This is a genomic window from Pseudomonas sp. TWP3-2 (assembly GCF_049897765.1).
GTDB lineage: Bacteria > Pseudomonadota > Gammaproteobacteria > Pseudomonadales > Pseudomonadaceae > Aquipseudomonas.
The window spans coordinates 383,156-409,215 of sequence record NZ_JAFCWW010000001.1; the positions used below are offsets into that span (position 1 = coordinate 383,156).

Below are 26,060 nucleotides of genomic sequence, written 5' to 3' on the forward strand. Positions count from 1 at the left end.
TTGCCAGCGATAGCGTCGGCACACCCAACATTGAATTCAACTGACCCACCGCAATCGCTGGCAAGCCAGCTCCCACAGGGTTCAGTGTGCATAGATCGACTGCAGTACATCAGATACCACCCGCAAGCGGCTTGCGCGCCACGACGTTAACCAACGTCTCTTCCCGCTGCCCAAACGGCTTCGGCTTGCGCAACCCGAAACGTTCCAGCAAGCCGAAATCCTTCGAACGGCTCCACCACAGATACGGGTACGAGACGTTCTGCTCGGAGAACTCGAATCCCTGCTGGCGAATCATCCCCAGATACTGCGCCGCACTTTTCTGCACGTGCATCGGATGACGGAACAGCCAGCGAATCACCCACGTATCAATGTAGGCCTCGGTGGACTCGGCGAACAGCAGATAACCGCCCGGTTTGAGCACCCGGTAAAACTCGGCGAGGGCTTTTTCCTGCTCCACCAGATGATGGAAAGTCTGGTGACAGAACAGCAGATCAACACTGGCGTCCGCCACATTCAGGGTCGCGCAATCGCTGCCGATCAGCTCGACATGCATACTCAAACGCGCGGCTTCTTCACCACTCATTTGCAGGCTGTGCGGATCGGCATCCACACCGATCAAATGCTGCGGGGCGAAAGTCTGGCGCAGGTGGCCGAACGACTTGCCCTGACCGCAACCCGCATCCAGCAGCACCGGATTGGCCGGCGGCGCCTCGCTGAACAAACCACGCAAATCATCAATCGCGACACGCAAAACGTGGTGCTGCCAGGTGTGGCTGCGCAGGAACCACAAGCCGAAGCGGGTTTCCTCGACGTAGCTGTCGCTCAAGTAGCTCATGTGTAGTCCTTTGCACAGAGTTCGGAGATGGTCTTCAGTCGACGGCGCGCTTCGCTGACGTACGGGTTGCGTTCGTCCCAGGCGTAACCGGCGAGAATCGAGCAGATCATGCGGCGGATTTCCGGCGCAGCTTGCTCATGGAAGATCACGTCCTGAAACGTCCCGGCGTACCAGCCTTCGACGTAGCAGCGGAAGGTATCGACGCCGCGTTTCAGCGGGGCGGCGAACTCGCTGTGCCAGTCGACGGTTTCACCTTGCAGCTGACGATTCAAAACGCTGGCGGCCATGCTCGCCGAGCGCATCGCGATGGTCACGCCGGAAGAGAACACCGGATCAAGAAATTCCGCCGCGTTGCCCAGCAGCGCAAAACCCGGGCCGTGCAGGGTTTTGACGTTGGCCGCATAACCGCCAAGCGTACGCGCCGGGGTGTCCCATACGGCGTTTTCCAGGACCTTGGCCAGACTTGGGGTTTCTGCGATAAAACCGCGCAGGCAGGCGTCCAGATCTTGATCGCGTCCATTGAAATGTTCTGCGGCGGCGACTACACCAATCGAGCAGCGGCCATTGCTGAACGGGATCGACCAGAACCAGATGTCGCGATGCTCGGGATGCGTGGTGATGAGGATTTTTTCGCGGTCGAAAATCGCCGGATCGATATGATCTTCGACGTGGGTGAACACCGCCTGGCGCACCGGGAAGTCCGACGGCGCTTCCAGATCGAGCAAGCGCGACAGCACGCGACCGTAGCCGCTGGCATCCAGTACGAAATCGGCTTCGACCAGGTATTCGCTGCCGTCCTCGCGCTGCACATTCAATTGCGGTTTCGGCCGTTGGAAATCGACGCTGACGATGGTCTCGCCGTAGCGGATTTCCACGCCCTGCAACTCAGCCTGATCGGCGAGCAACTTGTCGAAGTCGGCGCGCTGCACCTGAAAGGTTGTCGGCTTGCCGTCGCTGAAAGTGTCGCCGAAATCGAACGCGCTGTAGCGCTCACCCCAGGCAAATGCCGCACCGTTCTTGCGCTGGAAACCGGCGGCGTTCACTGCCTCAAGCATGCCGGCTTCTTCGACGAAATCCAGGCAATGGCTGAGCAGGCTTTCGCCGATGGAAAACCTTGGGAAGTGCTGGCGCTCGATCACCAGCACATCGTGGCCCCTGCGTTTGAGCAGCGCGGCCGCGATGGCGCCGGACGGGCCGGCGCCGATGATCACAACCTGACGGGATTCCATTTCAACGGTTGACACGAGAGCTCCTGGCCGTAACGGCGCTGATATTCAGGGGGGCACGATGCAGGCCGATCACGGCCGGCAGCAGCGTTGCGATCAGACCCATCAGCATCAGCGCGAAGTACAGCGCCGGACTGATCAGTTGCTGCTGCAACAAAAGATTGAGAAAAACGATTTCGCTCAGGCCACGAATGTTCAGCAGCACGCTTTCGCGCCAGCGGCTGGCGCCTTCGAATGAGGCACCGGCCCAGCCGAGGCCAAGCCAGTTGCCGAGTACTTTGCCAGCAATCGGCAGCAGCAACAGCGCCGCCCATTGCCCGGCGCCGAGGCTGGCGAGGGCGCTGTGCACGTCGATCTGCACGATGCCGAAGGTCAGGATCAGCGGGATCGCGATCCACGTCTGCAAACGGTTCATCCAGCGCGCCGGCAGCGGCAGCACCAGCGGCACTTTCAGCGCGGCCATACACAGCAGATAACCGATGCCGAAAATCAGCGCGTTGAGCTTGAAGTGTTCGGCGACCACCAGCAGCGCGAAGAAACCGATGCTGTAAACCAGCGGCTGACGCACGCGCAGCGCATACAGAATCAGCGGCACGCAGGCCATCGCCAGCGGTAGCAGCAAACTGCTCAAATGCAGACTGCCCTGAGCCAGACCGAACAGCGTCCAGCAGGTCAGATCAATCAGGATTGCAGTCTGCACCAGGCGCCGGGTGGCAGCGGGCGGGTAGTCGATGTGACGCAAGTACAGATAGAGCACTGGAATCGCGGTAATGGCGAACACCAGACCAATCGCCAACGAATTGATCCACGGTTGCGCCGGCAGCAGCCAGTACGCCGTGGCCAGCCCGCAGGCGAACGGCACGGCGAAACTCGGGATGGCGATTTTCACGCTCTGACGATCCAGATCGAGGTCGATCACGTCGCTGAGGATGTGCCCGAGCAGTAGCGCGAAGCTCAGGCTGTAGAGATTTTTCAGCCACGTCGGGCTGATCAATTCGGCGCCGCTGAGTTGCCAGCCCGGTTCGATCCAGAAGTACATCAGCAGCGGCAAACCGAAACTCGCCAGCAGCAATTGGCTGACAATCGGGATCAGCCCGAAGTGCCGACCGACGCGAGTCGCGACGAAGAACAACGCCATGGCCAGCAGCCAGAACACGACAACCATCATGTTGCCGGCTCCGCATGGCGCCCGGCCCAAGGCGCAAGCATGAAGCTGAACGCCAGGCCGAGGCTCACTGACAGGCCGAAGTTGCTTACCGCAGGCGTGCTCGACACTGCCAACAGCCCGAACGACAGCCACGTCGTGACCGCTGCAAGCAGGGTCCCGAGCAGGCTGACCGCCGCACCGCCGACCTGCTCACGCATGAGGATCGCGTAGTCGACGCTGATCGCGGTCACCAGCAACATGCCGAACAGGCTGAACAGGGTCAGCGGCTGCCCGAGCCAACCGAGGCTGGCCAGACTGCATAACGCTGCCAGCAACGGCAGGGCGACAATGCGTGCCGCGCCACCAAGGCCGAACGGCAGCATCAGCACCAGCACGATCAGCACGCAGGAGGCGAGTTTCAGTTCGGCGGCGCTGATCTGGGTTTCGGCGAAGACCTTGTTCAGATCACCGAGGCGATCCACCAGCATCACGCCGGGCAAGTCCAACGCCTGCACCCGCAGCAGCGCCGGATTGTTCAGGCCTTGCAGGCTGACCATGGCCGCCACGCCATCGTCGGTCGGGCCGAGCCACAGGGTTCGGTACGGTTCGCCGAGTGGGCCGGCCAGTGCGGCGTCGATGTCTTCCAGCGGCAGGTTCTGCAACTGCTGCAACTCGGTTTGCAGCGCCGCGAGCGGCACGCCGAGGTCGAGCAGCGGCTGCCAGAACTGCGGCAATTTGTTCAGCGAATCGCGCACCTGTTGCTGTTGACTCGGCGGACTCACTAGTTGATTGAGCGCCAGATAACCTTGCAGCTTGTCGAGGTTGACCAGTTGATCGAGGCGTTCGCTCAGCGCCGCCTGGCGTTCCAGCAACTCTTGTTGATTGGCCGCACGCACTAGGAAGAACTGGCTGGTCGGCTGATAACCGGTGATCCGCGCAATGGACTGCGCTTCATCGGTCAGCTGTTGCGGCGCTCCGACCCATTGGCGGATATCGTTCTTGCTTTGCAGTTGCAGCAAACCGCCGATGCAGAACGCGATCAGCAATGCCAGCAACACCGGAGTCTTGACGTGTTGGAGCAGGGTTTCGCGCAGTTGGATCAAGCGTTCGGCGAAGGTCAGCGGCCATTGCGCCGGGCGCAGTTCGACGTTGTTCAGCAGCGCCGGCAACAGGCACACCGCCGACAGATACGCACCGAGCAACCCGGCGGCGGAGAACACCGCGATCTGCGTCAGCGCCGGGAACGGCGTCCAGGCCAGCGCCAGATAACCGATGGCGCTGGTGATCAGGCTCAACGTCAGCCCGGACAAAGTCAGGCGCAACGCCGGCCAACTGCGCCACGGCTTGAGGCTCCAGCTCTTCGACAGATAGTGCAGCGGATAATCCACCGCCACGCCGATCAGGCTTGAACCGAGCACCAGCGTCATCACGTGCATATGCCCGAACAAAGCCACGCAGGCGACCATGCCGAACAGCATGCCCACCAGCACCGGCACGAATGCCAGCAACACCCGCCAGCGGCGGAACGCGAGCAACAGCAGCAACAGAATGCCGATAGTGGCGCCGCCACCGACCCAGGTCATTTCCCGGGTGGCTTGCTGCTGACCGTTGGCCGCGTACAGCAGCCCACTGGCGGCGAGCAGTTGCACGTCAGCCTTGGCGGCGTCTTCACGGCTCTGTTGCAGCAGCGCGGCGACTTGCAGCGGCAGGTTCATGTCGAAGGCATTGCCGGTGGTGCGTGCGCGCAGCAGCACCCAGCTCTTGCCGTCGGCGTCGGCGATCAACGCGCCGCTGCCGATGTCCAGTTGCACCGCACCGTGTTGCGGCTGGCTGTTCTGGATGCGTCCGGTCAGGCCCAGCCAGTCGTCCTGACTCGGCACCAGACTGAAACCCGTGAACGGGTCGAACAGCGCATGCACCCGTTGCTGGATGAAGGCGTCGGGATGTTCACTCAGCAGTTGTCGATCATCGGCCGAAAGCATTGCCAGCCGGCCTTGCAGTAGTTGCGTGCGCAGGGCCGGCAGATCGGCTTGCAGGTTCCACTGCACTTTCTCGAACAGCCCGCTCGACTGCCATTGTTCGCCAAGGGTCTGAGCCATCGCCACCGCTTGCTGGCGATCGGCATGCCCGACCAGCACCAGCATTTCGCGGTTGAGCGGTTCCTGCATGCGCTGTTCGGCGCGCAGTTCAAGGGCGTCCGGGTGGGTGCCGGGCACCAGCTCCATCAGGTTCGCTGACAGCGGCGCGCCGTCACGCCACTGCCAGGCGCCCAGCGCGACGACTGCCAGCAGCAGGATCAAAAACAGCCAGGGCAGCCTGCGTTCACTCGGCAAAGTCATGTTGCTCCGCGTCGCTCAGAGGTTGGCTGGCGCTGCTGTCGTGCATGCGCAACACCGTGCTGTCGCCCTGGGTTTCCAGCAGCTCGATGGTTTGTACCAGTTCGCCGCCGTCGATGTTGATCTGGTTGAACACTTGCTTGAGCAGCAGCGAACGCGGAGTCAGGGTCAGGTGCCACTTCTGCGCGTCGCCGCTCAGCGCCAGTTCGAAATCCCGTTGCAGGCCGCTGCTGTCGCCCTGCAGTACGGCGAGGAACAAACGGTTCTGCTCGGCACCGGCGCTCTTGTTCGGCAGCAGTTGCCAGCCGTTGGCGTCGCGGCGGGCGATGCCTTTGGCGCTGATGCGGTAGTCCTGTTGCAGCGGGGTTTTCAACAACCACAGCAGGCCGTGGTTTTTTGCCAGCACGAAACTGCCCTTGCTGAGCAGCGGCTGGGGCAGGGCGCGCAGGTGTTTTTCCTGTATGAACTGGCCGTGGATCACGTCCGGTTTCGCCAGTTGCGCGCTGAGCTGTTGCAGGTCAAAGGCATTAGCCAGCGTCGAGACCGCCAACAGCGCCACCGCCCCAAGGGACTTCAAAAACAGGTTCATCGCAGCATCCTTTCCACGGCATCGGTAAATATTCTGGGTGAAGCCAGCTGCATCTCGCGGCTGCTCATTTCGACCGCCACTTGCACCGAGCTGGCGCGGGTCAGGCGTTCGCCGCTTTGCGCGTCGGTGATCAGATAATTGATCTTCAGCCGGTTTTCCCACTCCACCAGACTGGCGCGCACGTTGAGCTTCTGGCCAAACACCGCGCCGCGCACGTAGCGCAGTTGCAGGTCGATCACCGGCCACGCATAACCGGAATCGACCATCTGCGTGTAGTTGTGGCCGATCTTGTCGAGCAGCGCGCAACGCGCTACTTCGAGGTATTTGACGTAGTGGCCGTGCCAGACCACATGCATGGTGTCGACGTCGAAAAACGGCACGAGGATTTCCGTGTCGGCGTGCAGTACCCCGGCGCTACGCATGCAGCCTCCAGTGTTGCTCGGCGATGCGTTGCAGGCACAGGCGCAGTTCGCCTTCCAGCGCACGGTCTTCAATGACTGGCGGGAAGTCTTTGGCCAGCTCTTGGTGCATGGCGGCGAGTGACGGTGGCAGCGGCCGCGCGTCAGCATCGCGGCTGCGTAGCCACACACCTTGATTGGCTGCGAGCAAGGTGGCGGCGGCGACCTGTTCGGTCAGCTCCAGCACGCGGATCGCATCACGGGCGGCGATGGTGCCCATGCTCACCTTGTCCTGGTTGTGGCATTCGGTGGAGCGCGAGAACACGCTGGCGGGCATGGTGTTTTTCAACGCTTCGGCGGTCCAGGCGCTGGTGCCGATCTGCACCGCTTTGAAGCCGTGGTTGAGCATTGCGCGCTCGGCGCTGGCGCCGGACAGGTTGCTTGGCAAACCGTGGTTGTAGCGTTCGTCCACCAGCAGTGCGAGCTGACGGTCGAGGAGGTCGGCGACGTTGGCCACCAGATTTTTCAGGCTGTCCATGGCGAACGCGATATGTCCGCCGTAGAAGTGCCCGCCGTGCAGCACACGTTCGGCTTCGGCGTCGATGATCGGGTTGTCGTTGGCGCTATTGAGTTCGATCTCGATGAACGAGCGCAGCCAGTTCAGGCTGTCGGCCAACACACCAAGCACGTGCGGCGCGCAGCGTAGCGAGTAGCGATCCTGCAAGCGGTGCAGCGGCGCGGTCGGGGCGTCGATCGCCAGATCCTTGCGCAGCCACGCGGCAACTTGCATCTGCCCCGGATGCGGTTTGGCGGCGAACAGACGCTCGTCGAAATGCTCCGGATTGCCTTGCAGCGCCACCACGTTGAGCGCGGTGATGCGCGTGGCCAGTTGCAGCAGGTAATCGGCGCGGGCGAAGGCCAGGCAGGCGAGGCCGGTCATCACTGCGGTGCCGTTCATCAGCGCCAGCGCTTCTTTCGGGCGCAGTACCAACGGTGTCCAGCCGAGTTCGCGGTGCACGTCGGCAGACTGCCGACGCTCGCCACGGAACAGCACTTCGCGCTCGCCAGACAGAGTCGCGGCGACATAGGACAGCGGCGTCAGATCGCCGCTGGCGCCGACCGAGCCTTCTTCCGGGATCAGCGGCAGGATGTCCTGTTCGAGAAAGGCATGCAGTCGCTCCAGCAGCTCAACTCGCACCCCGGATACGCCGTGGCACAGCGACTGCAAACGCGCCGCGAGCACTGCGCGGGTGGCCTGGGCGTCGAGCAGTTTGCCCAGCCCGCAGCCGTGAAAGGTGTAGAGGTGGCGTGGCAGCGCTTCGACGTGGTGCAGCGGCACCGCAACCACGCAGGAATCGCCGTAACCGGTGGTCACGCCGTAAATCACGCCTTCCTTGTCCAGCAGCGAATCGAGGAACCGCGCGCCTTTGGCAATGCGCTCACGGTAATCGGCGTCGTTCTGCAACTGCACGGGCGCCTGACGGTTGGCCAGGGCCAGCACGTCTTCGATGCGCAAAGGGCGTTCGCCGAAGGTTACCGGCTCATGGTTTGGCGTGGTCATCGGTCTTCCAGAAAGGGTAAAAGTTGAACCATTGCTGCGGTGCTTCAAGGCAATAGTGACTCAGGCGCTCGGCATAGCGGGTCGCCCACTGATGAATGACCTGCTCGCGGTCGCTGCGCTTCCACACTACGGCGTCGGCGAACGGTTCGAGCGTCAGGCGATAGTGGCCGTCCGGCTGCTTCAGGCACATCAGCAGATTGACCGGGCATTTGAGCAGGCCGGCCAGCAGCCACGGCCCTTGCGGGAACGGCGCCGGGTGGCCGAGGAAATCCACGGTCACACTGCGGCCGCCGTGCAGCGGCACACGGTCGCCGGCAATCGCCAGCCACTCGCCGCGCTCCAGGCGTTCGTGCAGCTGGAGCATGATTACCGGATCGAGTTCGCTGACCTGAATCAGCCGCAGATTGGTCGCCCCGGCCTCGCCCAGCAGGCGATTGAATTGTTCGGCGTGCTTGGTGTGCACCAGCACGTTCATGGTGACTTTTTCACCGAGTTCCGCCAGCGCCCGGCACACTTCGAGATTGCCCAGATGCGCGCCGACCAACAGCTGTCCGCGACTGCCGCGCAACTGTGTGCGCAGCAGCGCCGGATCAATGATTTCGATTTGCTCGATCTTCAGTTTGCCGTTCCACACGTCAAGCTTGTCGAGCATCGAATCGGCAAACGCCATGAACTGGCGAAACACCCGCCAATGGCTCGGCTGCAAATCACTGCGCGCGTTGAAGTCGGCGAGGCGCTGCTGATACTGCCAGGCGCTGCGTCGCGCGGCGCGGCCGAACAGGAAAAAGTACAGGACGATGCCGTACAGCAACGGACTGAGCAGGCGTCGGCCAAGGAGTTTGGCGGCGAGCGCGGTAAATTTCATCAGCAGGAAACTGCCGCGTTCTTCGCGGTCGGCCCAGTGCTTTTTATCAGTCTCGACGCTCATGGACGCCACCGTCGCCAGAGGATCAGCGGCAAGCGCAGCAACATGCCGAAGAACAGGCGGGTGTGCATGCTCGAGATCAGTACGTTGTCGTGGAACATCCGGAAGTGCGACACGCCATCCAGCGGGTAATGCACGCTGGTTTGCAGCCAGCGCATCGGCTGATTGCGCCACGCCAGACGTACGAGAATGTCGGAGTCGAAATCCATGCGCTTGCCGATCCGCGCCGAGTCAATCACCGCCAGGGTCGGCGGCAGCGGATACACGCGAAAGCCGCACATCGAGTCGCGGATCTGCAGCGACAGGGTATTGATCCACACCATTACGTGGGTCAGATAGCGTGCATACAAACGGCCCTTGGGCACGCTGGCGTCGTACAGCGGATAACCGCAGATCAGCGCTGCGGGGTGCGTGCGGGACTCGTCAACGAAACGCGCGACGTCCTGCAAGTCGTGCTGACCGTCGGCATCCACCTGCAAGACATGGCTGAAACCCAGTCGCGCCGCTTCACGCAGGCCAGTCATCACCGCGCCGCCCTTGCCTTGATTGACCGTGAGGCGCACCAGATAAACCTGCTCGCGTTCGGCCAGGCTATCCAGCACCCGCGCGCACGATTGAGTACTGGCGTCGTCGACCAGAATGCACGGCAGACCTTGTGCGAGCAGCGCATCGACCACCGTGGTGATCGCGCTTTCGTGGTTGTAGACCGGAATAACAGCGCACGGGTTATGCATGGAATACACCCCCCCTGTGGCGAGGGAGCTTGCTCCCGCTCGAGTGCGAAGCGCTCGCCCTGGATATCGCGCCGGACGACTTTGGGGCTGCTGCGCAAGCCAGCGGGAGCAAGCTCCCTCGCCACAGGTTACTCATCAGTCGTCTCCAGCAAGATGCGGCCGCTGGAGCAGGTAGCGGTGTCGTTGCGATAGGTGAAATACAGTTTGCCGCGTGCCGGATCGAACCGCAGATGCAACTGGATTTCATCGCCGGGGCGTATCAGTTGCTGGAATTTCAGCACTTCCATACCGGCAAACGCGCCGGACAGGTTGAGCAACTGTCGACCAAGATTCAGCGCCCATTCGACCTGCACCACGCCCGGCAGCACCGGGGCTTTGGGGAAATGGCCGCTGAAGTACGCCAGATCTGGCGGAACGCTGAGTTGCAGGTTCCATTCACCATCAGTTTCACTTTGCTCAAGCACTTGCGCCGCTTTAGGTCGCGGCGCCAGCAACAGTGCCTCGACCTCGGACTGCGGCAGTTTGCCCTGAGTGTTCAGCGGCATCTGGCGCAGCAAACGCCAGCGGCGGGGCAGGGCCAGAGCTTCGCAGTGCTGACTCAAGTGGCGGCGCAGGGCTTCGGTCAGGCTGCGGCGGCCGTGCTCGCGCAGGGCAAACAGGCCGGACTCGCTGAGCACCAGCAACGCCCCGAGGGATGCGCGGTTTTCCTGGACCACGCCGAGTCGCGCTTCGGCGACCCAGTCGTGGGCGACCAAGGCTTGTTCAAGCATCGGCAAAGAGATGCGTTTTTCTTCGAGTTTGACGATCCGGTCGAGGCGCCCGAGCAGTTCGAAACGACCATCGTGCGCAATGCGTGCAGCATCGGCGGTGTGTTCGATGTGCCCGGCAGGCAGATACGGTGAGGCAATCAGCAGCGCGCCGTCGGCGTCTTGGGTGAGCTTGACGTTGGCGAAGGGCTGCCAGAGTTGTTCGCCCTGACGCCAGGCGATTCCGCCGGTTTCCGAGCTGCCGAGGATTTCCGTCGGCCATTGACCCAGACGCTGATGCAGACTTTGCGCGGCATCCGCCGGCAGCGCGCCACCGGAGGAAAACACCCGACGCACACTGCGCAAGGCTGGCCAGTCGAGATTGTCGCCCATGCGCTTGAGCAACGCCGGGCTGGCGACCCAGGCGTAGGCCGGGTATTCGCGGCTGGCGCGTTGCAGGTCTTCGGGGAATGCCAGTTGTTTGCGCACGAACGGGCGCCCGGCGCACAGCGGCCACAGCACGCGGAACAGCAAACCGTAGATATGTTGAGTGGCGACGCTGCCGATGATGCAGGCCCCGCCAAGGTCGGCGCCCCAAAGGTGTTCGAGGGCTTCGACTTCGTTGGCGAGCTGACGCAGGGTCTTGTCGATGCGCTTGGGCTCGCCGCTGGAGCCGGAGGTGCACAGGCTGAGTTGGCAGTGGTCGAGATCCAGCTCAGCACCATCCAGTGGCGGCTGCTGAAAATCGCTCAGATGCGCGTCACCGGCGTGATCGGTCAGCCACAGATCGACTTCACCCGACCAGCGCTGGCGCGTTTGCGCTTGCAGGTCGGAAGGCAGCAACACGCTGACACCCGCGCGCCAGGCTCCGAGCAAGGCGATGGCCAGATCGGCGGCATCTTCCAGATGCAGTGCCAGACGCTGTACGCCTTGAGCTTGCAGACCAGCGGCCAGACTCAGGGCCTGGTCGCGCAGTTGTGCATGATCGAGTACCGGCGCGTCGGTTACCGCGCGCGACGGCAGTGCCTTGAGCAACAGCAGCTCAAGTTTTATCCAGTTCATGGGTGACCTCTTACCCGTTGTCGTATCAGCCATTCAATGGCAAACATCAGGCCGATCAATCCGTAGGAGATCAGGCCTGTGTACAACATCCACCAGTTCAGCGGTGCCCATAGCGTGAGCAGGGCGGCGCACAAACCGTTGCAGAAGAAAAAAATGCTCCAGGCCACGGTGACCTTGCGGCAGTAGCGCACTGCGATAGCTGGCAACTGCGGTTCACGCAGACGCGCCATGCGCTCGACCATCGGCGGGCCGTATTTCAGGCTCAGGCTGAACAGCGCCAACATGAAAGCGCTGATCAGCACCGGGTACCAACGCAGCAACAGCGGGTTGTCGAACAGCGCCAGCAGTACGCAGAACACGATTGCTACAACGGCCATCCACAGACTGCCGGGTTTGCGCTCGCCGGTCAGCGCGCGGGCCAGCCACAGACTGCCGAGCAGCAACCCGAACTGCCACGGCGCGAAGTGCTCCATGCCGAAATACACCGCAAATGGGTACAGCAGCCCGGCCAATAGCAGGCCGAGGCCGATCAGTCGACTCATGCGGCCGGATGAACCAGACGGTAGACCGCCTCGACCACATCGCCGACGGTGCGCACCGATTTGAATTCCTCGGCGGCGATTTTCTTGCCGGTCTGGCGCTTGATGTGGTCGATCAGGTCGACCGCATCGATGCTGTCGATTTCCAGATCCTGATACAGGTTGGATTCCAGGCTCACACGGGCCGGATCCAGTTCGAACAGCTCGACCAAGGCATCGCGCAGGGTGTTGAAAATATCGTCACGAGTTTGCATGGTCCGGTCTCAAGCTGCCTGTTTTGCCGTGACGAATGCCGCAAGGCTCGCCACGTTGGAGAAATGGTTGCGGGTGTCCTTGGCGTCGGCGTCGATCTTGATGCCGTACTTTTTCTGAATCGCCAGGCCCAGTTCCAATGCATCGACCGAATCCAGGCCAAGCCCTTCGCCGAACAATGTCTGGTCGTCGCCGATGTCGGCGACGCTGATGTCTTCGAGGCCGAGGGCGTCGATGATCAGCAGTTTGATGTCACGGTGCAGATCGCTCATCTTCGGCGAGCTCCTTGATAAAGAATTGATGCAAATAATCGTTGAGCTTGCGCGAGGCCTGCGGTGCAGGGCCTTGCGCGGCAAAGGTCTGTGGGTCTATATCGGCCCCGACCTGAAAACTGAAGTGCACGCGGCGATGCGGGATGCGATACCACGGTTCGGCCTTGGTCAAAGTGGTCGGGCTGACCTTGATCACTACCGGGGTGAGGATTCTCGCACCACGCAGGGCAATGGCCGCAGCGCCCCGATGAAAGGCCGGCGCCTGCCCCGGCTGGGTGCGCGTGCCCTCGGGGAAAATGATCAGGGTCTGGCCGTTTTGCAACGCCTGTGCGGCGCTATCGAGCATGTCCATGCTGCCGTCGTTGCTGATGTATTCGGTGCTGCGCAGCGGGCCACGGGTGAAGGGATTCTCCCACAGGCTTTTCTTCACCACGCAATTGGCGTGGCGTACCAGACCGATCAGGAACACCACGTCGATCAGCGATGGATGGTTGGCGATGATCATCTGTCCCGGACGACCCAGACGCTCGGCACCTTGAATGTCATAAGTCAGCACGCCGGTACGCGCCATGAACCGTACGAAAAACCAGAACAGCCGACTGACCGTCCAGCGTGCCCGCTCGCGATGTTTGCGCGCATCGCCGGGCAGGCAGCCGAGCAGCGGAAACACCAGCACGCGCAGGCACAGACCGCCGAGCCCGAACAGCACGAAGCTTGCGGCAGTGGCCAGCAGGCGCCAGTAGTAGGCGTCGCGGGTTTTCCCGGTCACGGGTTGCGTTGCCAGTTCCATACGCGATTTTTCCAGGCATGTTGGCAGTGGGTTTGCTGGCCGAGCAGGGTTGGCAGCAGATTCAGCGCGTGGGGCCAGTGCGCTTTGGACAGTGCTTCAGGGGTGCTGTTCAGGGTCAGCCGCCAGTCGGTACCGGGGGTCAGCAACAGGCCGAGAGCGTAGGGGAACGGCACGTCGTCGATCCACGCCGAATAAGCTGCGGGCGGTTGTTCCTCGGTGATCACCAGCAACACCGCCGGAGCGCCTTCGTTGAGCAGCGCGGCGGCTTCGAGCATGCCGTGTTCCAGGCCGTCGCCAGCCGCGGCGAGGGCGGTCATTTCGCTGGTTTCGCCGCGCATGATCGACCACAGACCAATGATCGCGTTGTGCACCGACAGGCTGAACTGGGTCGGCGACAGTGGTTGTTCGTTGGCCAGATCGCTGAGGATTTCGTAAGTGCGTGGGGTTTCGCCGTGCCGGGAGATGAACACCAGTGGCAGGTCTTTCCGACCGTCGGCCAGTGGCCAGCCGACGCTGAAAGCCATGCGCGCCAGACGGCTGAGGCGACGGCGCTGCATGGCCGGGAGGAACGACACATCGGGCGCGGCATCACTGCTCTGCAGCACGACCGGCTGTCGACTCCAGGCTTGCCACGCGTCCACGCTGTCGAGCCCGGGGGCCCAGGCGCGCCATTGGGCGATGTTGAAGTTGATCACGGACATTCATCCCGCCCCTGCGGGCTTAAATTGACGCGCTGAGTCGCCCATGGCGCAGCTGACTTGATCTGGCGCGTGGCGCCGGGTGGCGCATTATCCCGGTGCGACGGGTGTGTAGCAAATGCTGGTTACATTTTGGCCAATGAAATGTACTGAGTGGTTCGTGGGAAAAACTGTCACTTGGCCATTATCCGGATCGCTGAAGGTTTGTCTGTCGGTCAGTTCGGCGATCAACGGCGGTTTTGGCACCGCAGGCATGGGGATATTTGCGCCTGACTCTGTAGTCCGTGTCGTTGAAGGTAGCGAAGCCATGCCGGGCACAACTACACTCGGTCATTCTTTGATACACGGAGGTTTTGTCATGCGGCGCGTGGTGTTCAATCAGAAAGGTGGCGTAGGCAAGTCGAGCATTGCCTGCAATCTGGCGGCGGTCAGCGCCAGCGAAGGTTATCGCACGTTGTTGGTGGACCTCGATGCCCAGGCCAATTCCACTCAGTATCTGACCGGCTTCACGGGTAACGACATTCCGATGGGTATTGCCGATTTCTTCAAGCAGACCCTGTCTTCAGGGCCGTTCTCGAAGAAGAATCAGGCGGATATCTACGAAACTCCGTTCGATAACCTGCACATCATCACCGCTACTGCCGAACTGGCCGACTTGCAGCCCAAGCTTGAGGCCAAGCACAAGATCAACAAGCTGCGTAAATTGCTCGACGAACTCTCGGAAGATTACGATCGGATTTACCTCGATACGCCGCCAGCCTTGAATTTCTATGCGGTATCGGCGCTGATTGCCGCAGATCGTGTGTTGATTCCGTTCGACTGCGACAGTTTCTCGCGTCAGGCCCTGTATGGCTTGTTGGAGGAAATAGAAGAGCTGAAGGAAGACCACAATGAAGGCCTCGAAGTCGAAGGCATCGTGGTCAACCAGTTCCAGGCCCGGGCGAGCCTGCCGCAGCAGATTCTTGATGAGTTGATTGCCGAGGGTTTGCCGGTGCTGCCGGTGTATCTCACCAGCTCGGTGCGCATGCGTGAGTCGCATCAGGCGAATACGCCGCTGATCCACCTCGATCCACGGCACAAGCTGACGCAGCAGTTTGTCGAGCTGCACAACCTGCTCGAAGCCTGAATTTCAAGCTACCCCACAAACCAATGTGGGAGCTAGCCTGCTAGCTCCCAGGGGGGCGTGTCAGATGCCTTGGCTACGCAACCACGCCATCAACTGCGGCAGCGGAAACGCCCCACTCTGGCGCGCCACTTCCCGGCCATTCTTGAACAGAATCAAACTCGGAATCGAGCGAATCCCCAACTGCGCCGACAGTTGCTGATTCGCCTCGCTGTCGAGCTTGGCCAGCCGACACTTGCCCGCCAACTGCGCCGCCGCCTGCTCGAACACCGGTGCAAACGACTTGCACGGCCCGCACCAGTCCGCCCACACGTCCACCAATAACGGCAGATCACCCTTGATCTGACTGGCGTAATCGCCTTGCTTGAGTTCGAACGGCTTGCTCAATAGAACCTCAGCCTTGCAGCGCCCGCACTTGGGTGCGTCGCCGAGGCGTTCGGCGGGGATGCGGTTGAGGCCGTTGCAGTGGGGGCAGGGGATCAGGAGTGGGTTGGTCATGATTGGCTCTTGAAGAGGAGGTCTATGCAACTGATGTAGTGACGCAGGAGTGAATTATCAATGTTGCAACTGCTAACAGTTATGCGCGTTGAATTGCCCAATCGATGACTAGGCTGCTAGCGAACTCAATTTTTTTACGCTTGTCGTGGGGATGTCGCTTTGCTTATATCTGCGTGCTACTTTTGTTGCACTAATCAAGAAATTGATAGCCATATTTTTCCGAATCGGAGTGATTTCATGTCCGTAACCTCCAAAATACGTCGTCAGGGTGGTGCCGCTGTCATCACCATTCCGCCGACACTGCTGAAGCTCTTGCACCTCGAAGTCGGGGCGCAGTTGGAATTGAATGTGGTCGATGGTGAGCTGGTCGCACGACCGGTGGCTCCTCCCGCACGCAAGCGTTACAACCTGTCTGAACTTCTCGAAGGGTCAGAGTCGCTTCAGGAATTGAATGCCCAAACAGCCGAGGCTCGTGAAGGTGATCCTGTTGGTCGGGAGTTGGGTTGATGGTACGCAGGCAACCCCCACAGCGGGGTGATGTTTATTGGATTGATCCAAATCCGGTGGCGGGGCGGGAAATGATGAATCGACACCGCTTTGTAGTGATCACGCCTCGGGAAATCAACGCTTTGGGCGTCAGCATGACTGTCCCGGTCACCAGTGGTGGAAACTTCAGTCGAAATTCGGGTCTTGCCGTTGTTATTTCTGGCCACGAAACCAACGGCGTTGCAGTTTGCAATCAGGTTCGCAGCTTCGATATCGAACAGCGTGTACGAGACGGCTCAGCCAAATTCATCGAGCGTCTAGATGATGTCACGATGGCCGACATTGTTGCTCGCGTCGTCAGTGCTATCGATCCGCAGGACTGATTGCTCCTTACGAAGAACAACTAATCTCCAAATGCTTGCCCCACTCCGGAGGCCGCTCGGCGTAGCTGTCCATCCCCGTTTGTTCTTCAAACGGTTTGCTCAGCACCGCATGCAAGCGCCGAACCTCCGAGTAATCACCTTGTTCAGCCGCATCGATAGCTTTCTGCGCCAGATAGTTGCGCAGGATGTACAGCGGATTCACCGCATGCATCCGCGCACGACGTGCTTCTTGATCGCTGAGGCCATCGCGCGCAACCCGGGCGACGTACTGCTCGCCCCAGGCATCGAAGCCTTTGATGTCGACGAAGTCATCTCGCAGCCGAGCCACGCTCTGTTCGGCTGAATCCTCGCCTAAACGGCGGAAAAACAGCGTGTAGTCGACGCCGCTGTTCTGCATCAATTGCAGCAGTTGCTCGATGAGTTTCTGATCGTCATCTTCTGCCGTGGTGAAGCCGAGGCGGTGGCGCATCAGGTCGAGGTAGTGCGCTTGATACAGCGGCAGATACAGGCCCAGGGCTTCACGCAGGGCGTCGACGCTGATGAATGGCGTCAGCGCCTGGGCGAGGGCGCTGAGGTTCCACTGTCCGATCGGCACTTGATTGCTGAACGAGTAGCGGCCCTGATCATCGGAATGATTGCAGATGAAATTGGCATCGAAGTCGTCGAGGAAGGCGAACGGGCCGAAGTCGAAGGTTATGCCGAGGATCGACATGTTGTCGGTGTTCATCACGCCGTGGCAGAAACCGTACGCCTGCCACTTGGCGATCAGTTCGGCGTTACGCTCAACGATCTCGCGGAACATCGCCAGATAAGGCTCCGGCTGCTCCAGACATTCCGGAAAATGCATCGCCAGCACATGCTCCCCGAGCAGCTTTTGCTGTTCGGGCCGCTTGGTGTAGTAGAAATATTCGAAGTGGCCGAAACGGATGTGGCTCGGCGCCAGACGCAGCACCATCGCTGCGCGTTCCTGCTTCTCACGCCAGACAGGAGTGTCGGAGCCGATCACGCAGGCCGCGCGCGAAGAAGGAATGTTCAGCCCGTGCAAGGCTTCGGAGGCGAGGAATTCGCGGATCGATGAGCGCAGCACCGCGCGACCATCACCCATGCGCGAGAACGGCGTCTGCCCTGCGCCCTTGAGGTGCAAGTCCCAATGCTCGCCGGCCTCGTTGTACACCTCGCCCAGCAACAATCCGCGACCATCGCCCAGCTGCGGCGTGTAGCCGCCGAACTGATGCCCGGAATACACCATCGCGCGCGGTTCGGCGTCGGCCCACAACTTGTGGCCGCCAAACAGTTCAGCGAATTCCTGGGTATCGGCCACCGTCAGGTCGAGATCGAGCAGCGCCAGTGCGGCGGGGCTGGCGACTACCAGGCGTGGATTGTCGATCGGTTCGGGCAGCACATGGGCCGAGAACGCATCGCCGAGGCGGGCGAAACGATTGTCGAAGGTCAGTTCGTCGAGGGCTTTCACGGGCCGGCTCCAGCAGAATGTCCGGGCATTCTGCTGGGTCTGACCGGGTTAGTCGAGTTTGACCGGCGGCGGCTCTTGCAGCGGTTTCTGCTCGTCGGGCACGGCGACGATGGTTTTGCTTTCGGGTTCGATTGGCACCAACTTGTATTCCTGGCCGTGCAGGTTCTTCAGGTAAACCTCCATCTGGCGGAACGAAATGTTGATGTGCTGCTTCTTGAATTCGCTATTGATGAAGCGGTTGACCTCATCCAGCACCGGGTTGCGGTCACCCAGATCGCGAACGTGCATGCGCAGTTCGTGGTCGAGGGTGCTTTCGCCAAAGTTGAGGAAGTACACGAGCGGCTCCGGTTCCTTGAGCACGCGCGGGTTTTCCCGGGCGGCCTTGAGCAGCAGCTCCTTGACCAGATCCAGATCGGAACCGTAATCAACACCCAGTTTCAGCGTGACTCGAGTAACGGTGTCCGTCAGCGACCAGTTGATCAGTTGTCCGGTGATGAACGTTTTGTTCGGGACAATGATGTCCTTGCGGTCGAAGTCGGTGATGGTCGTGGCACGAATGCGGATCTTGCTCACGGTGCCGGACAGGTTGCCGATGGTGATGGTGTCGCCGATGCGCACCGGGCGCTCGAACAGGATCATGATGCCGGAGATGAAGTTCGCGAAGATCTCCTGCATACCGAACCCGAGGCCGACTGACAGCGCCGCCACCAGCCATTGCAACTTGTCCCAACTCACGCCGAGGGTCGACAGGGTCGAGACAAAGCCGATGCCGGCGATCACGTAGGACAGCAACGTTGTGGTCGCATAGGCGCTGCCCTGCGCCAGGTTGAGTTTCGACAGCACGAACACTTCGAGCAGGCCGGGCAAGTTGCGGGCGAGGGCGAAGGTGATGCCGATGATGATCAGCGCCCCGAGCATGTCGCCGATGCTGATCGGCACCATGCTCATGTTGGCGCCGGTGCCGCTGGTGTATTCGTAGAGGGTGATGTTGTCGAGGTACGAGAACACTGAGATCAGATCCGACCAGACCCAGTACAGCGCAGCGATAAAACCGCTGAGCAGCGCCAGACGGATCAGGCGCAGGGATTGTTCGTTGACCTTTTCGATGTCCAGCGTCGGTTCTTCGATGATTGCTTCGCCGTCGCCAGCCTCTTTCGCCGCCTGACGTTTGGCCAGCGCACGCTGGTAAGCCAGGCGCCGCGCCGCAACCGACAGGCCACGCACGAAGGTGGCTTCGATCACCAGCCAGAACATCAGCAGGTACAGCGTGTTGATCAAGCGATCACTGAGCTTGAGCGCGGTGTAGTAGTAGCCAAAGCACACGGCTACGAACAAGGCGATCGGCAGCAGGGTGAACATCACGCCCAATGTCTTGCGGAACAGCGAGGCGTTTTCGTGGGTCGGGCTGCTGATCAGCAAGCGGCTGAGCAACCACGCCATCAGGGCGTAGCAGGTCAGTACCACCGGCATACCGAGCACGTCGTCAGCCAATGCCGCCGGTTGCAACTCGGCGACCGCAACCACGGCTACCAATGCCATGACCACCAGCCCGAGTTTGCGCACCCAGCCTTGCAGGAATTCGACCTGCGGTTTCTCCCAGCGGAAGTGCAATTCAGCAACGCCGCCCGGCGCGAGAATCCGGTACGCGGTGTAGAACACCAGCCACGCCTGGCCCATTTGCAATAGCGCCGCGCCCATATTGGCGTTCTGCCCACGGGCGTCGATCTGCAACGCCAGACCGCACAGGCCGAGGCCCAGCGCCACCGGCATTGCCAGCAGGATGTTGATCAGAATCGCCTGCGGCGTGTGCCATTGGCTGTCGCGTTTGAAGTGACCGATGTCCTGGTGAACCTTGTTCAGGCGCCCGTACAGACTTTTGCGACGCCACAGCAGCGCGCCGATCAACAGGGCCAGCGGCAGGAACAGTAGCGGGCGCTGAGTCAGACCATCAACCAACTCGCTGAGGCTGGAAGTCCACGGCAACGTATCAACCTGGCGTTTCAGCCGCTCCGGCACGCCGCGCATCCATTCGGTGTCCAGCGGCTTGTTGCTCGGGATCCAGAACATCTGCTCGTCGAGGGTCGCACGCAGGCTCTGCGCGGTGCTCAGCAGTTGTTTCTGATTGAGTTGCAGGGTGATCGATTCATTGAGCATCGCGCTCAATTCGCGGTTCAGGCGTTCCAGCAGGTCGGCACGGGTGTTGGCCAGCTCCAGCAGGCTTTTGCGCAGTTGCGGTGTGATTTGCTCCGGCGGCTGTGTGGCCAGCAGAGTATCGACATAAGTCGCAGGATTGCTCAGCAGTTCGCGCTGCTGACTGACGTCGAACTGATACAGGCGAATATCGGCGATCTGATCGGCCAGATCGCGGTCGACCTTGAGGCGTGGCAGCGCTTGCTTTTGCTTATAGAGAATTTTCGACAGTAGCAGACTGCCCTTGAGCACGTTGATCTGCTCGTCGAGCGCCGCGTCGCTCTGGGTCACGCTGTCCAGCTGCTGCTTGGTTTGCAGGTTTTGCTGGGTGACTTCGTTGAGGCGGTCGGTGCTTTTCAGCAAGTAATCGGAGAGCTTGAGGTTGGTCGCACTTTCAGTCGCGAGCAGGGCACTGCTGCCGGACTTCTGCGCTTCGATCGACTGCTGGGTGACGGTTTCCTGCGACTGCGCCAGACGCTTCTGGTTGATCAGTGTCTGCAGCTCTTGAATCTCGTGGTCGAGGCGCTCGGTTTTTTCTGACAGCAAGTCATGCTGGCTGTTGCCCAGATCCTGCAGTTGGTTGTTGCCGGCCAACTCCTGACGGCGCAGCGGAATCAGCGCATTCAGCGCGGCCAGCTCGGCGTTGAGCAGGTCGCGTTGTTCGCTGCTCACGGCCTTGCCGTTGTCCTTGCCGGACTTGAGGATGTTGTTGATCTGCTGAATGCGCGTCTGGCTGCTGGATATCTCCGCCTGCGCCCGCTCGGGACGAGTCTGGGCGGTGATGATCAGGCTGTTGGCATCGGCCAGGGCTTTTTGCAGGTCGCTTTGCTGGGTCGAGCGCTCGGTGAGAATCTGCTCGAGCTGCTGAATGTTTTCCTTGGGAAAGCGCTGGGCAATCGGAATCACCGTGCTGGCCTTGAGGCGCGTCAGCTCGCGAGCATTCTCGATGGTTGCCTTCGGCGCGCTGGCCAACTGCTGCTTGAGATCGACCAGCTTCTGCTCGTAGTCACGCTGGTTATTGAGCTGGGTCAGCGTGTTTTGCAGAACGGTTTGCAGAGTCTTTTTATCAGCCTCCGGCAGTTTGCTGTCGGCGATCTTGTCCAGGCTGGCCTGTACGGTGGCAGTGGACGGCGGTTCGGCGGCATACAGCGGGCCGACGGTGAGACTCAGGCCCAGCAGGGCGGCGGCGAAAACGGAGCGCAGGTTAGGCATAGAGACCGGTCGAGCAAGTGAGAGTGGACGCAGTTTAGAGGAAGAGACCGGGGCCCGGGCGACTTCCTTCGGGGAATCTGACGCCGACTTTGCCAATCTTGTTCCCGTCCATGACCGCAACCGTCCAATGGGTGTTGTTCCACTCGACCTGGTCACCGACGATTGGCGCACCACCCACTTTGTGCGCGATGAACGTGCCCAGGGTCATGTCCGGATCGATGCCTTCGGCCGGCAACCCGTAAAGGGCGGCAACCGCTTTGAGCTGGGCGTCTCCTTCAAGTACGAAATCGCCGAAGAAGCGCAGATCGAGGCCGCGTTGTGGCGCCTGACTGAAGAGTTTTCCGAGGGCTGGCAAGTTGTGTTCATGGCCGATAACACACAGCAAATCATCGACTTCCAGCACCGTACTACCCGACGGATGGAGCAGTTGTTGCCCACGAAACAGTGCCGCGATGCGGGTGCCTTCGGGCATTTTCAGCTCGCGCAGGGGTGAACCGATGCACCATTTCTCGGCGCCGAGGCGATAAACGAACAGCTCCCACTCGCTGGTGACGTGTACTTCCAGCGCCGCGCGCGAGATCGGCGCAGGCTCCGGCGGTACCGTCACCTTCAACAGTTTGGCCACCCACGGCAGGCTTGTGCCCTGCACGAGCAGCGACACCAGCACGATAAAGAATGCCAGGTTGAAGTACAGCTGCGCGTTCGGCAGCCCGGCCATCAGCGGGAACACCGCCAGAATGATCGGTACCGCGCCGCGTAGCCCAACCCAGGAGATGAACGCCTTCTCGCGCCCATGGAACGCCTTGAACGGCAACAACCCGACCATGACCGACAACGGTCGCGCAAACAGGATCATCCACAGCGCCAGACCCAGAGCGGGCAGGGCGATCGGCAGCAGATCATGCGGTGTGACCAGCAGCCCCAGCACGAGGAACATGCCGATCTGCGCCAGCCACGCCATGCCGTCGAGCATGTGCAGGATGCCGTGACGACTGCGCACCGGCCGGTTGCCGATCACCAGACCGCACAGGTAAACCGCGAGGAAACCGCTGCCGTGCAAGGCGTTGGTCAACGCGAACACCACCAGACCGCCGGCAATCACCAGAATCGGATACAGCCCGGCCGCGAGGTTGATGCGGTTGACCAGTTGCAACATCAGCCAGCCGCCACCGAGACCGATCACGCCACCGATACCGAACTCGCGGATCAGGTGCGTCAACAGGCTCCAGTGCAGGCCGGTCTGACCACTGGCGAGCATGTCGATCAGGGTCACGGTGAGGAACACCGCCATCGGGTCGTTGCTACCGGACTCGATTTCCAGAGTGGCAGTTACCCGTTCGTTCAGGCCCTTGCCGCCGAGCAGCGAGAACACCGCGGCGGCGTCGGTCGAGCCGACAATCGCGCCGATCAACAGGCCTTGAATCATGTTCAGGTCGAACAGCCACGCGGCGGCCATGCCGGTCAGGCCGGTGGTGATCAACACCCCGACCGTTGCCAGCGACAAGGCTGGCCACAACGCCACGCGGAAACTTGAGACCCGTGTGCGCAAACCGCCGTCGAGCAGGATCACCGCGAGTGCGAGGTTGCCGACCAGATAGGCCGTCGGATAGTTATCGAAAATGATCCCGCCGCCATCGACCCCGGCAGCCATGCCGACCGCGAGGATGATCACCAGAATCGGGATGCCGAGGCGCGAAGAAAGTGAGCTCACCAGAATGCTTGCACCTACCAGCAACGCGCCGATCAAGAACAGGCTGTTGATGGTCGTCGCATTCAAAGGCAGTACTCCAGAAGCGTGGAAACGGGCACAAACTGACCATGCAGTCTGCGTGCCAGCGATTCTAACCTGTTGAAATGTGATGCTGTCAAAAAGGTTTTTTGCGCTGGCGTATTCGAGTCAGGTGTTCGGCTTGGGACCGCTGCCCTCACCCTAGCCCTCTCCCGGGGGGAGAGGGGACTGACCGAGTTGTTTGCTCAAGTTACTGCGACCTGAAAGTCCGGAATCGAACTCAAGTTCAGAAACTTCCCCGATCTGCCCCCTTTCCCCCTCGCCCCCCTGGGGGAGAGGGTTGGGGTGAGGGGGTTAGCCTTTGATCTTAAAGGCTAAACCGCCCAACCATGTTGTTCAGATCCAGCGCCAATCGCGACAGCTCATTGCTCGCCGCACTGGTCTGATTCGCCCCGGTCGCCGATTGCACCGACAGATCACGAATGTTCACCAGATTGCGATCAACCTCGCGCGCCACCTGCGCCTGCTCTTCAGCGGCACTGGCGATCACCAGGTTGCGCTCGTTGATTTCGACAATCGCCGTGTTGATGGTGTCCAGCGACATGCCGGCGCCACGTGCAATGTTCAACGTCGATTCAGCGCGTTCGGTGCTGTTGCGCATCGAATCCACAGCATGCTCGGTGCCGCTCTGAATGCTGCCGATCATGCGCTCGATTTCGCTGGTCGACTGCTGCGTGCGATGGGCCAAGGCACGCACTTCGTCAGCTACTACGGCAAAACCACGACCGGCTTCACCGGCACGCGCCGCTTCGATTGCGGCGTTCAGCGCCAGCAGGTTGGTCTGATCCGCCAGACCGCGAATCACGTCCAGCACCTTGCCGATGTCGCGGGACTCATTGGCCAGATCACCGATCAGGCTCGCGGTGCTCTGCACGTCGACGCTCATGCGCTCAATGGCGCTGACCGTTTCCTGCACCAGATCGCGACCATCACCGGCCGAAGCGGTAGCGTTTTTCGACGCTTCGGAAGTGCTGACCGCGTTGCGCGCAACTTCTTCCACGGCGCTGGTCATTTCGTTGACAGCGGTCGCGGCTTGTTCGATTTCGTTGTTCTGCTGGGTCAGGCCACGGGCGCTTTCGTCGGTGACGCTGTTCAGCTCTTCCGCTGCGGAAGCGAGTTGTGTGGCCGAGCCGGAGATGCGCTGCAAGGTGTCGCGCAGTTTCGACTGCATCTTGGCCATGGCCGCCAGCAGGCGCCCGGCTTCATCTTCACCATCGACATGGATTGGCTGGGTCAGATTGCCCTCGGCGATGGTCTCCGCGGCCTCAAGGGCCTTGCCGATCGGTCGGGTGATGCTGTTGGTCAGCAGCCAGGCAAACAGAATCGTCAGGCCGGTAGCGATCAGCAGCAAACCCACCACCAGATCGAACGACATCGAAAACTGGTCGCTTGCGCCTTGATTGGTCTCGGCAATCTGCTGAGTGTTGATCTCCAGCAGACGCGTCAGCGCGGTGTTCACTGCTTCGGAGTTACTCAGCAAATCGCTGTTGAGCATCTGTCGCAGTTCATCAACCTGATTGTTGCGCGACAAGGATTTCATCCGGTCTTCAAGTTGGCGGTATTGGTCGAGCAACTGGCGATACTGGTCGTACGCCGCGCGTTCCTGCGGGCCATCGATCAGCGGTTCGTAGGCTTTTTGCGCATCGGCGATCTGGCGATTGCGCAAATCGAACAGCTCGATGGTTTTTTGCTGCACGTCCGGTTCACGGTTGATCAGCAAGCGATAGGAAAGCACTCGCAAGCGCAACGTCAGTTGAGTGAATTCATCGATAGCCTTGATCGACGGCACGCTTTCATTGGCGATGTCTTCGCCAGCCGCGCGGATCTTGCTCATCTGGTTCAGGGCAAACACCCCGAGGATCAGCATCAGGCCGCCGATCAGGGCGAAACCGGTGAACGCGCGGGGCGCGATATTCATATTGCGAAGGGACATGGGGCGGATACCGAAGAGGGCCGCATCCATGCGGGCAAATACTGCTGATGGATGACTTATCGGTCTTGAAAACGAACTCTTTAGTCCGTGCGCGTTTTTGTCGCATCCGGGCCGGATCGACGAAGTGCAGGAACCAGATCGGCAGATCACAGTCTCTAACACTCGCAAGAACGGTCCGTCGTCAGGAAAATCAAGGCTTTGCGCCGGTTTATCCCTAGCGTCCACGGCGACTTTTCTTTATCGTACGCGCCCTTTGAAATTGCTTGGAATTCATCATGTTGGAAGCATCCCTCAGCCAATTGGAACAGCTCGTCAGCGACCTGGTGCAACAGAACCAGACCCTTACGCAAACCAACCAGACCCTGTCCACGGAACTGGCCCAGGCCAAGGATGAAAACGAGAGCCTGCAACTGAACCTGATGGAACAGGAAGAAAAACACGGCGCCACCGCCGCGCGCATTCAAGCCCTGGTTGATCGCGTCAACGCCGGTCCGGTCAGCGCATGAACCACGGCACAGCAGGGGTAAAAGTCGTCTCGATTCTCGGGGAGGACTATTCGATCAAGGCACCGGCCGGGGAAGAACAGACCCTGCTGGACGCCGCATTGATGCTCAAGGCTGCATTGGCCGACACCAAACGCAAATACCCGACGCTGATCGGTGATCGTCTGCTGGTGCTGGCGGCGATGAATCTGTGCTCGCAGCAGATCGAAATGAAGAAGCAGCATCAGCTGGAACTCGAGCGTTACCAAGAGCAAGTCAGCGCCACGGTCGAGACCATCGCCAAGACCATCAATCAGGGTTGATGGGTTGCGCACAACCAAAGAGTAGGATTGTCGATCGGGTTGTATACAATCGGCACGGCT

General features: G+C 60.8%; 25 protein-coding genes and 1 pseudogene. 5 read left to right on the top strand and 21 right to left on the bottom strand.

What is annotated here, in order from left to right; genetic code table 11:
* Positions 1–109: 109 nt before the first annotated feature.
* From ACP7EE_RS01765 to ACP7EE_RS01835, 15 genes are all read right to left on the bottom strand, one after another.
* Positions 110–835: a class I SAM-dependent methyltransferase gene (locus ACP7EE_RS01765; protein ID WP_426233091.1), complete on the bottom strand. Its 726-nt coding sequence runs from the start codon at positions 833–835 to the stop codon at positions 110–112.
* Positions 832–2,079, bottom strand: a complete 1,248-nt coding sequence (locus ACP7EE_RS01770; RefSeq protein WP_426233093.1) for an NAD(P)/FAD-dependent oxidoreductase — start codon at positions 2,077–2,079, stop codon at positions 832–834. Before ACP7EE_RS01770 ends, ACP7EE_RS01765 begins: the two co-directional genes overlap by 4 nt.
* Positions 2,066–3,229 carry a sodium:proton antiporter gene (locus tag ACP7EE_RS01775; RefSeq protein WP_426233095.1) on the bottom strand — a complete coding sequence of 388 codons (1,164 nt, stop codon included), beginning with the start codon at positions 3,227–3,229 and terminating at the stop codon, positions 2,066–2,068. Before ACP7EE_RS01775 ends, ACP7EE_RS01770 begins: the two co-directional genes overlap by 14 nt.
* On the bottom strand, positions 3,226–5,547 hold the full coding sequence (locus ACP7EE_RS01780) for an MMPL family transporter (RefSeq protein WP_426233097.1): 2,322 nt from the start codon (positions 5,545–5,547) through the stop codon (positions 3,226–3,228). Before ACP7EE_RS01780 ends, ACP7EE_RS01775 begins: the two co-directional genes overlap by 4 nt.
* Entirely contained in the window at positions 5,531–6,133 is a 603-nt protein-coding gene (locus ACP7EE_RS01785; protein WP_426233099.1) for an outer membrane lipoprotein carrier protein LolA, read from the bottom strand. Before ACP7EE_RS01785 ends, ACP7EE_RS01780 begins: the two co-directional genes overlap by 17 nt.
* Positions 6,130–6,555 (bottom strand): acyl-CoA thioesterase, encoded by a 426-nt coding sequence (locus tag ACP7EE_RS01790; RefSeq protein WP_426233101.1) that lies wholly within the window; start codon positions 6,553–6,555, stop codon positions 6,130–6,132. The genes ACP7EE_RS01785 and ACP7EE_RS01790 overlap by 4 nt, the downstream gene beginning before the upstream one ends.
* Positions 6,548–8,092 carry an HAL/PAL/TAL family ammonia-lyase gene (locus tag ACP7EE_RS01795; protein ID WP_426233103.1) on the bottom strand — a complete coding sequence of 515 codons (1,545 nt, stop codon included), beginning with the start codon at positions 8,090–8,092 and terminating at the stop codon, positions 6,548–6,550. Before ACP7EE_RS01795 ends, ACP7EE_RS01790 begins: the two co-directional genes overlap by 8 nt.
* Positions 8,073–9,020 (bottom strand): glycosyl transferase, encoded by a 948-nt coding sequence (locus tag ACP7EE_RS01800; RefSeq protein WP_426233105.1) that lies wholly within the window; start codon positions 9,018–9,020, stop codon positions 8,073–8,075. The genes ACP7EE_RS01795 and ACP7EE_RS01800 overlap by 20 nt, the downstream gene beginning before the upstream one ends.
* Positions 9,017–9,751: a glycosyltransferase family 2 protein gene (locus ACP7EE_RS01805; RefSeq protein WP_426233107.1), complete on the bottom strand. Its 735-nt coding sequence runs from the start codon at positions 9,749–9,751 to the stop codon at positions 9,017–9,019. The genes ACP7EE_RS01800 and ACP7EE_RS01805 overlap by 4 nt, the downstream gene beginning before the upstream one ends.
* Before the next feature lie 128 nt (positions 9,752–9,879).
* A complete protein-coding gene (locus ACP7EE_RS01810) occupies positions 9,880–11,559 on the bottom strand; it encodes an AMP-binding protein (RefSeq protein ID WP_426233109.1) in 1,680 nt (559 codons plus the stop codon).
* Positions 11,556–12,101 (bottom strand): hypothetical protein, encoded by a 546-nt coding sequence (locus ACP7EE_RS01815; protein ID WP_420646926.1) that lies wholly within the window; start codon positions 12,099–12,101, stop codon positions 11,556–11,558. Before ACP7EE_RS01815 ends, ACP7EE_RS01810 begins: the two co-directional genes overlap by 4 nt.
* Positions 12,098–12,352 (bottom strand): acyl carrier protein, encoded by a 255-nt coding sequence (locus ACP7EE_RS01820; RefSeq protein WP_426201708.1) that lies wholly within the window; start codon positions 12,350–12,352, stop codon positions 12,098–12,100. Before ACP7EE_RS01820 ends, ACP7EE_RS01815 begins: the two co-directional genes overlap by 4 nt.
* Positions 12,353–12,361: 9 nt before the next feature.
* Positions 12,362–12,622, bottom strand: a complete 261-nt coding sequence (locus ACP7EE_RS01825) for a phosphopantetheine-binding protein (protein WP_426201707.1) — start codon at positions 12,620–12,622, stop codon at positions 12,362–12,364.
* Positions 12,603–13,412 (bottom strand): lysophospholipid acyltransferase family protein, encoded by an 810-nt coding sequence (locus ACP7EE_RS01830; protein ID WP_426201705.1) that lies wholly within the window; start codon positions 13,410–13,412, stop codon positions 12,603–12,605. Before ACP7EE_RS01830 ends, ACP7EE_RS01825 begins: the two co-directional genes overlap by 20 nt.
* The gene (locus ACP7EE_RS01835; RefSeq protein ID WP_420646930.1) at positions 13,388–14,113 is read right to left on the bottom strand and encodes a beta-ketoacyl synthase chain length factor; all 726 of its coding nucleotides are present in this window, start codon (positions 14,111–14,113) and stop codon (positions 13,388–13,390) included. The genes ACP7EE_RS01830 and ACP7EE_RS01835 overlap by 25 nt, the downstream gene beginning before the upstream one ends.
* Before the next feature lie 355 nt (positions 14,114–14,468).
* Between ACP7EE_RS01835 and ACP7EE_RS01840 the strand changes: the two genes are divergently transcribed.
* Positions 14,469–15,236 (top strand): ParA family protein, encoded by a 768-nt coding sequence (locus tag ACP7EE_RS01840; RefSeq protein ID WP_426233111.1) that lies wholly within the window; start codon positions 14,469–14,471, stop codon positions 15,234–15,236.
* A 60-nt stretch (positions 15,237–15,296) separates the two neighbouring features.
* Here ACP7EE_RS01840 and trxC read toward each other — a convergent pair whose 3' ends face one another.
* Complete coding sequence (gene trxC / locus ACP7EE_RS01845) at positions 15,297–15,731, bottom strand: thioredoxin TrxC (RefSeq protein ID WP_426201702.1); 435 nt, start codon at positions 15,729–15,731, stop codon at positions 15,297–15,299.
* 237 nt (positions 15,732–15,968) lie between these two features.
* Here trxC and ACP7EE_RS01850 point away from each other — a divergent pair, with 237 nt between their 5' ends.
* The gene (locus tag ACP7EE_RS01850) at positions 15,969–16,238 is read left to right on the top strand and encodes an AbrB/MazE/SpoVT family DNA-binding domain-containing protein (protein ID WP_426233113.1); all 270 of its coding nucleotides are present in this window, start codon (positions 15,969–15,971) and stop codon (positions 16,236–16,238) included.
* The gene (locus ACP7EE_RS01855; protein ID WP_426233115.1) at positions 16,238–16,600 is read left to right on the top strand and encodes a type II toxin-antitoxin system PemK/MazF family toxin; all 363 of its coding nucleotides are present in this window, start codon (positions 16,238–16,240) and stop codon (positions 16,598–16,600) included. Before ACP7EE_RS01850 ends, ACP7EE_RS01855 begins: the two co-directional genes overlap by 1 nt.
* A gap of 7 nt (positions 16,601–16,607) precedes the next feature.
* Here the strand turns inward: ACP7EE_RS01855 and selO are convergent, their stop codons facing one another.
* The 5 genes and pseudogenes from selO to ACP7EE_RS01880 all read right to left on the bottom strand — a co-directional run.
* Positions 16,608–18,071 (bottom strand): protein adenylyltransferase SelO, encoded by a 1,464-nt coding sequence (gene selO, locus ACP7EE_RS01860; RefSeq protein WP_426233117.1) that lies wholly within the window; start codon positions 18,069–18,071, stop codon positions 16,608–16,610.
* Positions 18,072–18,119: 48 nt separating this feature from the next.
* Positions 18,120–21,473 (bottom strand): mechanosensitive channel MscK, encoded by a 3,354-nt coding sequence (gene mscK, locus ACP7EE_RS01865; RefSeq protein ID WP_426201694.1) that lies wholly within the window; start codon positions 21,471–21,473, stop codon positions 18,120–18,122.
* Between the two features lie 34 nt (positions 21,474–21,507).
* Positions 21,508–23,250: a potassium/proton antiporter gene (locus ACP7EE_RS01870; RefSeq protein ID WP_426201692.1), complete on the bottom strand. Its 1,743-nt coding sequence runs from the start codon at positions 23,248–23,250 to the stop codon at positions 21,508–21,510.
* Positions 23,251–23,569: 319 nt separating this feature from the next.
* On the bottom strand, positions 23,570–24,442 hold the full coding sequence (locus ACP7EE_RS01875; protein ID WP_420647169.1) for a methyl-accepting chemotaxis protein: 873 nt from the start codon (positions 24,440–24,442) through the stop codon (positions 23,570–23,572).
* 30 nt (positions 24,443–24,472) lie between these two features.
* A pseudogene (locus ACP7EE_RS01880) lies at positions 24,473–25,225 on the bottom strand (MCP four helix bundle domain-containing protein); the annotation flags it as partial.
* Between the two features lie 245 nt (positions 25,226–25,470).
* Between ACP7EE_RS01880 and ACP7EE_RS01885 the strand changes: the two are divergent.
* Both ACP7EE_RS01885 and ACP7EE_RS01890 read left to right on the top strand, forming a co-directional pair.
* The gene (locus tag ACP7EE_RS01885) at positions 25,471–25,701 is read left to right on the top strand and encodes a hypothetical protein (RefSeq protein WP_420646938.1); all 231 of its coding nucleotides are present in this window, start codon (positions 25,471–25,473) and stop codon (positions 25,699–25,701) included.
* Positions 25,698–26,000 carry a cell division protein ZapA gene (locus ACP7EE_RS01890; protein ID WP_420646939.1) on the top strand — a complete coding sequence of 101 codons (303 nt, stop codon included), beginning with the start codon at positions 25,698–25,700 and terminating at the stop codon, positions 25,998–26,000. Before ACP7EE_RS01885 ends, ACP7EE_RS01890 begins: the two co-directional genes overlap by 4 nt.
* The last annotated feature ends 60 nt before the right edge of the window (positions 26,001–26,060 follow it).

Coding starts and splice junctions, on each gene's coding strand:
- ACP7EE_RS01765 (WP_426233091.1), bottom strand. CDS start 835: ATGAGCTACTTGAGCGACAGCTACGTCGAGGAAACCCGCTTCGGCTTG.
- ACP7EE_RS01775 (WP_426233095.1), bottom strand. CDS start 3,229: ATGATGGTTGTCGTGTTCTGGCTGCTGGCCATGGCGTTGTTCTTCGTC.
- ACP7EE_RS01780 (WP_426233097.1), bottom strand. CDS start 5,547: ATGACTTTGCCGAGTGAACGCAGGCTGCCCTGGCTGTTTTTGATCCTG.
- ACP7EE_RS01785 (WP_426233099.1), bottom strand. CDS start 6,133: ATGAACCTGTTTTTGAAGTCCCTTGGGGCGGTGGCGCTGTTGGCGGTC.
- ACP7EE_RS01790 (WP_426233101.1), bottom strand. CDS start 6,555: ATGCGTAGCGCCGGGGTACTGCACGCCGACACGGAAATCCTCGTGCCG.
- ACP7EE_RS01795 (WP_426233103.1), bottom strand. CDS start 8,092: ATGACCACGCCAAACCATGAGCCGGTAACCTTCGGCGAACGCCCTTTG.
- ACP7EE_RS01800 (WP_426233105.1), bottom strand. CDS start 9,020: ATGAGCGTCGAGACTGATAAAAAGCACTGGGCCGACCGCGAAGAACGC.
- ACP7EE_RS01805 (WP_426233107.1), bottom strand. CDS start 9,751: ATGCATAACCCGTGCGCTGTTATTCCGGTCTACAACCACGAAAGCGCG.
- ACP7EE_RS01810 (WP_426233109.1), bottom strand. CDS start 11,559: ATGAACTGGATAAAACTTGAGCTGCTGTTGCTCAAGGCACTGCCGTCG.
- ACP7EE_RS01815 (WP_420646926.1), bottom strand. CDS start 12,101: ATGAGTCGACTGATCGGCCTCGGCCTGCTATTGGCCGGGCTGCTGTAC.
- ACP7EE_RS01820 (WP_426201708.1), bottom strand. CDS start 12,352: ATGCAAACTCGTGACGATATTTTCAACACCCTGCGCGATGCCTTGGTC.
- ACP7EE_RS01825 (WP_426201707.1), bottom strand. CDS start 12,622: ATGAGCGATCTGCACCGTGACATCAAACTGCTGATCATCGACGCCCTC.
- ACP7EE_RS01830 (WP_426201705.1), bottom strand. CDS start 13,412: ATGGAACTGGCAACGCAACCCGTGACCGGGAAAACCCGCGACGCCTAC.
- ACP7EE_RS01835 (WP_420646930.1), bottom strand. CDS start 14,113: ATGTCCGTGATCAACTTCAACATCGCCCAATGGCGCGCCTGGGCCCCC.
- ACP7EE_RS01840 (WP_426233111.1), top strand. CDS start 14,469: ATGCGGCGCGTGGTGTTCAATCAGAAAGGTGGCGTAGGCAAGTCGAGC.
- trxC (WP_426201702.1), bottom strand. CDS start 15,731: ATGACCAACCCACTCCTGATCCCCTGCCCCCACTGCAACGGCCTCAAC.
- ACP7EE_RS01850 (WP_426233113.1), top strand. CDS start 15,969: ATGTCCGTAACCTCCAAAATACGTCGTCAGGGTGGTGCCGCTGTCATC.
- ACP7EE_RS01855 (WP_426233115.1), top strand. CDS start 16,238: ATGGTACGCAGGCAACCCCCACAGCGGGGTGATGTTTATTGGATTGAT.
- mscK (WP_426201694.1), bottom strand. CDS start 21,473: ATGCCTAACCTGCGCTCCGTTTTCGCCGCCGCCCTGCTGGGCCTGAGT.
- ACP7EE_RS01875 (WP_420647169.1), bottom strand. CDS start 24,442: ATGGCCAAGATGCAGTCGAAACTGCGCGACACCTTGCAGCGCATCTCC.
- ACP7EE_RS01885 (WP_420646938.1), top strand. CDS start 25,471: ATGTTGGAAGCATCCCTCAGCCAATTGGAACAGCTCGTCAGCGACCTG.
- ACP7EE_RS01890 (WP_420646939.1), top strand. CDS start 25,698: ATGAACCACGGCACAGCAGGGGTAAAAGTCGTCTCGATTCTCGGGGAG.